At 51.5% G+C, this 1,992-nt stretch carries 3 protein-coding genes; all 3 read left to right on the top strand.

Translation table 11 applies throughout. The features are described 5' to 3' along the window. A partial coding sequence (locus tag RTK01_RS16705; protein ID WP_312282048.1) for a hypothetical protein occupies positions 1-239 on the top strand: 239 nt, incomplete at its 5' end. A 189-nt stretch (positions 240-428) separates the two neighbouring features. Next, the gene (locus RTK01_RS16700; protein WP_312282047.1) at positions 429-1,355 is read left to right on the top strand and encodes a hypothetical protein; all 927 of its coding nucleotides are present in this window, start codon (positions 429-431) and stop codon (positions 1,353-1,355) included. Further along, positions 1,352-1,992 (top strand): hypothetical protein (locus tag RTK01_RS16695; RefSeq protein WP_312282046.1); only part of this gene is annotated, 641 nt, incomplete at its 3' end. The genes RTK01_RS16700 and RTK01_RS16695, both read left to right, overlap by 4 nt.

Raw genomic sequence — 1,992 nt, 5'->3', positions numbered from 1 at the left:
CTAAAACTTACAAAGGTCAAAGTGGATCACGTATTATTAAGGGAAGCATACAAGAGTTACAAAGGTTAGATAATCTATCCCGCAGAAAACTGCCTTTAAAATTCAATATCTTAATTGTGCAACCTGGATTATCAGTTAACAGTATAACCTTAGAACAAAGAACTCTTTTAGCTGTAACTGAACAATATCTTATGGATGTGTCGAATATTCCGCTATGTGTAATAGCAAATAAAGATTAATGTCAAATTGACTTGCATCTATTTTGACCTAATGACACATCGGAGTATCCTCATGGGATACTCCGATTTTTTTATGTTAATTACTGAGTTGAAAAGAATCTTGATTTGGTTGCACGGTTCCGTGCAACTTTTTTATGTTGGCTCCGTATGTAGAGGGACTTATTCTTTACTGCATACAGGAGGTAACCTATGGCGGAAGATTTTAGCCCATACATGGTTCCGGATTCCACCAGGGCTTGGGGAACCCTGCCCAGGCAGCACCACAACACGGGAAACGGGTTTGACTCCGGGGATCTTTATTTGAAATCCATTCCGGCAGAAAATCCTTCCCGGGAGCTTGACGAGCTGCTGAAGCTTTTGATCTCCGCCACCAACGCATATCTCGCAAACTTCAAGGTGGATGGCAGAATCCCCTATCCCATGCACCACGGCTTTGAACGGGACATGGAAGCCTTCTCCCGGCACCTTTCCGAACAGGTAGCAAACACCTATCATAATGCCATTGGTAAGGGGGTCAGTATCAGCAGGGCCATTGCTCAGGCCCACGCGGTCGTTGAGTCCGGGATGCGTACGCTCTCCGCGAAGCTCAATCGCTATAACCGGGAGTTCTCCGCTTGGCTGGCTCTGGAGTCCCTGCAAAGGCAGGGCTACTCGCGCTATCTGTTCCTCAGCGAGCGGGGGCCGAATACCTGTGAACGGTGCCTATCCTATCATGGGCAGATGTTTACTCTTGGAGATGTCCCGATCCCGCCCATCCACGGAAACTGCCGATGTGAGTTGCTGGCCATGGATTTCCGCATGGAAGCGATTTACCGCGCCAGCCCGCAGGGATTCATGGAGGCGTTTCAGCGGGCAAAAGGCGACGAAGACGGCGGAGTCTTTCTTCTGGATCATGACGCTTTCCCGGTGAGCATTACCCCGGATCATCTGACCAGAATCACGCTGCCCAGCGGGCATATGGTGGTGGATCTCAGTCGCCCGAACAGTTGGGACGGCTCCGGAGGCTACGATCTGGCTGCTGCGGCCGCGTCCTATTTTACAGGGTTGGCGCAAGATGCAAGGGACCTCATCGAATATCTGCTGACTGCGCAGGCGGCACGGGGTGAAAACAAGTGAATAGCCTTGGCAGCGTTATGGACTGGCTGACATTGGGAATTGTCAGCGGCACATGGCGGGGATTTGTTGACCGTCATGAGGAGATGGTGGCCAACCCCAATCTCTACAACATTGTCAATGCCCTTACCGGAGGATTCTTAGATACGCTCAAGGGGGCCGTTGCCCCTGAAGAGCCGTGGTCACTGGAGCATTGGCTGGATATCCTCGGCACGGCGCTTACAGTCTACGCGGCCTACCAAACGGCGGTCAACGTCAAAAGCATCCTCACCGGCGGCGGGGACGACGCGCTGCACGCAGGCGGTACGCTGGCGGACGATGTGGATGATATTGTCCGAAACGCGGGGCTGACACGGGCGCAAATTGATGATATAATCAAGATGCCAAGGGGACAGAGACCGGATCCCAGCACCTATCTTACAAAGGAGTACATTGACCATCATCTGTCGCAATTCAAGGACGGTGTGACCAAAATACAAGCAGCCTTAAAGCGAGATACGGTTGGCCCGCCCGAAGGAACATATGTTATGCCGACGTCAGTCGTTGATGACTTACTTAAGCGAGCGAATGGAGACGTCAATCTTTTGGAGGATTTCCTGGGACTTGAAAGAGGCGCATTGGGAGACGCCCCGGTACGCAT

The organism is Oscillibacter sp. (assembly GCF_031978065.1).
Taxonomy (GTDB): domain Bacteria; phylum Bacillota; class Clostridia; order Oscillospirales; family Oscillospiraceae; genus Oscillibacter.
The sequence above is the reverse complement of the archived record's forward strand: the minus strand, read 5'-3'. Positions and strand labels throughout refer to the sequence as shown.

What these genes read in the sequence shown, in the direction of transcription:
- RTK01_RS16700 (WP_312282047.1), top strand. Translation starts at nt 429, where the DNA reads ATGGCGGAAGATTTTAGCCCATACATGGTTCCGGATTCCACCAGGGCT.